Raw genomic sequence first — 5,191 nt, forward strand, 5'->3', positions numbered from 1 at the left:
GAGCAGGGCAGTCCCTTCTTGAGCCACGCCTCGTCACGGTGACCGGCGGGCCGCAGACCGAAAGTGAGCCACACCAGAACAGCCGGTGGGCAGCCGCGTGGAGAGCTGCCCGCCGATCACCTGGACCGAGTCTGGCCAGACACCGGCCCTACGGGAATCGTCTAGTAGCCGCGGATGACCAAGACCCCTCAGCTTGCGTGCTGCTGAACGACGTTGAGCACGTTGCCATCGGGAGCGCGGACGAAGAAGCGAGTCACGCCCCACGTCTCGGTTGTCAGGGGATGCACGATCTCGTACCCGCGCTCCTGTGCTTGGCGGTAGGCGGCGTCGACGTCGTCGACCATGACCGTGACCACGGGATCCACGGGCGCGGTGGCATCGCTGGTCATCACCTGGAGCGTCGCCCTGGATACCGGCGAGGTGTGGCGGGCTACCCAGCCCAGGCTGAACTCCTCTTCGGCTAACCCGAGGTAGTCGGTGTAGAAGCTCCTGGAGGCGGGGAGGTCGGGTACGTGGAGGTCGGCGATGATCTGCGTGACGCGGATGCGCGAGGTGTCGGCACTCCCAGCTGGGCCGGTTTCGCCTGAGGTCTGCTCGGRCGCGGCTCCCAGGAGGTGGATCCAGCGCGGATCCTGCTTGCCCGACCGGCGCTCGAGTTCGCGCACCAGCGGTTGGGGGCGGCTCGCCATCCGGCGCAGGCACTCCTCGACCTCGCCGCGGTCGGCGAACCTGTGCAACCGCTCGGTGCGGGTGCGCAGCTCACCCGGCGCCTGCGCGCCGCGGAGCAGCAGCACCGTGAGCAGCGCCCGCTCATCGGGCTCGAGGGCGAGATGCTCGTCGAGGATCTGGTGGTACTTCAGTGTCCGGCGCCCGGTGTCGGACCACACGATCCTCAGCAGCCCGCGCTCCTTGAGCGACTTCGCGGTCCGCTCGACGATCTGCTGGTCGAGGTCGGTGACGGGGTCGCGGCTGCTCGTCTGGTTGCACGCCGACACCAGTGCGTTCGCAGAGAGGGGATAGGTGGCGGGCACGGTCGTCTGCTTCTCCAGCAAGCTGCCAAGGATGCGCTGGTCAGTCGCATCGAGGACGGGGAGTTCTCTCACGTCAACGACCTTAGGTCTGCCTCGGCACGATTGCGGATCGAACAGCGTCCTTTCGTCGCCTGTCGGCGCACGTCGGCGCCCACGTCGGCGCATGTCGTTCCCGATTGGCGTGGTCGACGGCAACTCCGCTCCACAACCGGCACCCGCCAGGCCTTCCGCCGCGTCTGTGCGGGTCTCACACTGGGAGCCGAACAGAGCGGGGAGGACGATGGTGCTGCGGTTTCTGCGAGCCGGGGTGGGGTTGCTGCTGGGGTTCTCCGGGGCGCTGATGTGCACCGCGTCAGCGCAACGCTGGGCCGGCGCGTGCGCGTGGGGTGACAACTATTCCGAGCTGTGCGACCTGCGTCAAGATCACCTGTACGACTTCATCGCACCCGAAGCTCCGTGGGAGCCCATCGGTACGGCAGCACAACTGGCCGGCGTCTCGCTGCTCGTCCTTGCTCTCGCCTACGTGCTGTTGCCGTGGGCGCTAAATGGACGACGCCCGGAGGCCATCGTTGGCGTTGTCTGGGCCATCGGAGTGGCCGCGCTGGTGAGTGTCGGCGTTGCCACGCTCATTTCTGGACTGACCGGCATCGCGGTGCACCCGGTGGGTGACGGCCTTGCCTTGTTCGCATGGTACTTCGTACCGGCTCCCCTGCTGATCTGGTTCAGCCTCAACGCTCACGGATTGACGGCGGCTGCCGGTGTTGCCTTGGTGCTGTCGTCGCCGTTCGTCGCCGCGGCCATGTACGGGATCGGGCCTTACGACGCCCGCCCCTGGTCGGAGGCAATCCGCGGGACGCTCACCACAACGGCAGGCGTTCTCCTGCTCGCGGACGCGACCCTGCTGGGAACTCGACGTCCCCGCAAAGACACCTCGGCGGCGTCCGACACCGACCACAAAGCGCCGGCGCCGAGATAGTTCGGCGACGAAATCCATTCGGATTGGCCCCAGCCGCCGCCCGCCCCCACTGCCGTGGGGTCCGCAGCGCCGACCGATGCCGGTGCAGTCGTCGACGCGCCCCCCGTCGTGGAGGTGGCCCACGTTCGAGTCGCAGGCACGCGCAACTCCTCTGGCGAGCAAGGTCCGCGATTCCAGGCCGTTCACCTCGGCCACGTCCGCCGCAATACGCGCCGGCTCTTGAAGGGTTCCGACTCGGAACACCGCCATCGGACCGCAGTGAGGAACTACCCAATCGTCGACGAGCTCAGCGCCAAGGAACTCGCGCCACCCGACCTCGCTCATGCGAACGGCAGAGTCGTACGGCATGCTGCGTCTTTCGCCGCTTGTCGGGAACATCCGGATCTGCCGCGTTGAGTGCGCGGATCTGTCGATGTCCGGACGCACTAGCCCGCTGTCCTTCGAGGGACGTCACCCCTCACCCCGACGTCGACCCATCTGTGCACGCGCCGGCGCCGGCGCTTGGCTAGCGGCGGACATGGCRGGCGCACCGACCCCGCGGGCTAGGGCCGACCGGCCTGCTCGCCCTGACTCGCAACTGGTGTCGATGGCTCGTCGGCGATCAAGCGGTCGCTCGCGACCACTGCGTCGCCTGCCGGCGGATCCACGACACGTTTGGTACCGCTCGGCATGACGCCGGTCATCATCATGGCCTCTCCTTATCGCGGTGGTTGTGCGGTCCTGTGGCGACGGCAGCACGGGTGGCGGGCATCCGCAGGTAGGCGAACAGCGCCATCCCGAGGGAGATGACACTCGCAGCGAGGAAAGCGCGGGAGAACCCGTCCGCTGCCCCGGCCTCGGTGGTGAGACTGCCGGCCCCGGTGGCGACAGCGGAGAGGGCGGCCACGCCCAGTGCGCCGCCGATCTCGTGCCCGGTCGTCAAGAACCCGGACGCAAGACCAGCATGGGCCGCCGGAATGCCCGCCAACGAGGTGACAGAGACGGCAACGAAGACCATGCCGACGCCCACCCCGAGGATGATCAGGCCGGGCAGGATTCCACTCAGATAGATCGCAGTGCCTGTGGCAACGCACAGGAGCGCGGCGGCGCCAGCGGCGATGACGAGGCCGGTGGTGGCCATCGCCCTGGGCGAGGCGTGCGCGAGCAGGAGTCGTCCCACCAGCGTGCCGACGGTGATGGCGAGGGCGAACGGAAGGAAGGCGACGCCCGCCTGAAGCGCAGAGAAGCCTAGGACCGTCTGGATGTAGATGGAGGCCACGAACACGGCGCCAACGAGGATGCCGGCCACCCCAAGCATCACGGTGGTACCGACGACGAGCGTCTTCACATGCCAGATGTGCGGGGGAAAGAGCGGCGCGGTGGCGCGGCGCTCGATGCCGGGGAACGCTGCGATGAGGACGCCGGAGGCGGCCAGACCACCGATGGTCTGTACGGACGTCCAGCCGTGGGTGCCGCTGGCACCGAGGGCGTAGACGAGGGCGGCGAGGCCCGCGATGGCCGTGACGGCTCCGGGGACGTCGAACTGCCTCAGGCTGGTGCGCACGGTGCGCGTGCGTGGCACCACCCGGACGCCGACGAGGAGCCCGACGAGACCGATGGGGCCGTTGACCCAGAAGATGTACTCCCAGCCGACAGTGGTGGTGATGAGGCCGCCGACCAGGGCTCCCGCCGCGACGCCGAGGCTGCCGACCGCCCCCCACAAGGCGAGGCCCTTCTTGCGCTGGTCGCCGCTGTAGGTCGTCATCACCAAGGAGAGCGCCGAAGGGGTCAGCAAGGCGGCAGCGGCGCCTTGGAGTGCGCGAGCGCCGATGAGCTCGGCACCGTTGCGGGCGCAGCCGCTGGCGAGGGAGGCGAGGGTGAACACGGCAAGGCCCACGAGGAACACCGTGCGCCGGGGCAGGAGGTCGGCGATGCGGCCGCCGAGGAGAAGGCCACCGCCGGACATCATCAGGTAGGCGGTGGCGAGCCACTGGAGCTCCGCGCTGCACAAGTTGAGCCCGCGACCGATGGAGGGCAATGCGGTGTTGACGACTGAGATGTCCAGCACGACCAAGCTCTGGGCGGCGAGGGCGACGGCGAGCACCGCCCAGGAGCGCCGCGGCTCGAGGTTGTGGTCGAGGTACGCGCCGGGGGGCGTTTCAGGGGTTGTTGTCACATCTGCTCCAGGTGACGCGTGGGTGCGAAGGCTCTGCTTGGAGCGTCACTTCAGGTCGGTGTGCTCGGTGATGGCGTCGAGCAGCCGCGGCCACAGCGCCGGCGGGCGGTCGTGGCCCATGTCCTCGACCAGCAGGAGCCGGGCGCCGGGAACGAGTTCGGCGGTTCGGCGCCCGCCGCTGGGGTCGATGAGGGTGTCGTCGAGGCCGTGAACGACAAGGGTTGGCACGTCCAGGGACGTGAGGGCTTCGGCCCGGGAGCCGTCGAGGAACATCGCCGCGAGCTGGCGCGGAATGCCGGCCGGGTAGTACGCACGGTCGTAGCTGGTCGCAGCGAGCATCCGCAGCTGTGCCGCGTCGCCGTAGCGACGCGAGGCCCACACCAGCTCGCGCTCTGCCGCGGCCACGTACCCGTCCCGGTCGGCAGGCCGTGAGGCGAACAGCACCTGCTGCGCCTCCGGCGTCGGCTGGCCGTACTCCGGCTCACCGGTCGAGGACATCATCGACGTCAACGACAGCACGCGGTCGGGGAACTCGATCGCCATCTTCTGCGCGATCATGCCGCCCATCGACGACCCCACCACGTGGGCGCGGGCGATGCCGAGCTGGTTGAGCACGCTGATGCCATCGGCAGCCATGTCCCGCAGCGAGTACGGCGCCATCGCGACAGCGCGCTCGAAGTCGCCGGAGGTCACGGCTGCGATGAAGTCGCCAAGATGGACCGGGTGCTCGTTCAGCTTGGTGGAGAGGCCGCAGTCGCGGTTGTCGTACCGGATGACGTAGCGGCCGCGCGCGGCCAGCACGCGGCACAAGGCGACGTCCCAGCCGAGCATCTGAGTCCCGAAGCCCATCACGAGCAGCACGGCCGGGTTCCCGGGGTCGCCGAAGGTCTCGTACTCGATGGTGATGGGCCCGCGGTCGTCGCCAGCGAGAGAAACGGCTGGGTTGTCGGCCGCGTCGCTGGCTGGGACCGCGTGGGACTCGCGGGTCGGCGCGGTATCGGGTGTGGTGTCTGTCTGGGGGGACATGGG

4 protein-coding genes are annotated in these 5,191 nt (G+C 69.0%); 1 reads left to right on the forward strand and 3 read right to left on the reverse strand.

What is annotated here, in order from left to right; translation table 11 throughout:
• Positions 1-188: 188 nt before the first annotated feature.
• A complete protein-coding gene (locus ACXJKL_RS13815) occupies positions 189-1,226 on the reverse strand; it encodes a DUF480 domain-containing protein (RefSeq protein WP_457207618.1) in 1,038 nt (345 codons plus the stop codon).
• 85 nt (positions 1,227-1,311) lie between these two features.
• Between ACXJKL_RS13815 and ACXJKL_RS13820 the strand changes: the two genes are divergently transcribed.
• Positions 1,312-2,007 (forward strand): hypothetical protein, encoded by a 696-nt coding sequence (locus ACXJKL_RS13820; protein ID WP_457207619.1) that lies wholly within the window; start codon positions 1,312-1,314, stop codon positions 2,005-2,007.
• 685 nt (positions 2,008-2,692) lie between these two features.
• Here the strand turns inward: ACXJKL_RS13820 and ACXJKL_RS13825 are convergent.
• Complete coding sequence (locus ACXJKL_RS13825) at positions 2,693-4,090, reverse strand: MFS transporter (protein ID WP_457207620.1); 1,398 nt, start codon at positions 4,088-4,090, stop codon at positions 2,693-2,695.
• Between the two features lie 117 nt (positions 4,091-4,207).
• A partial coding sequence (locus ACXJKL_RS13830) for an alpha/beta fold hydrolase (RefSeq protein ID WP_457207621.1) occupies positions 4,208-5,191 on the reverse strand: 984 nt, incomplete at its 5' end.

This window comes from Nocardioides sp. P5_C9_2, assembly GCF_054049555.1.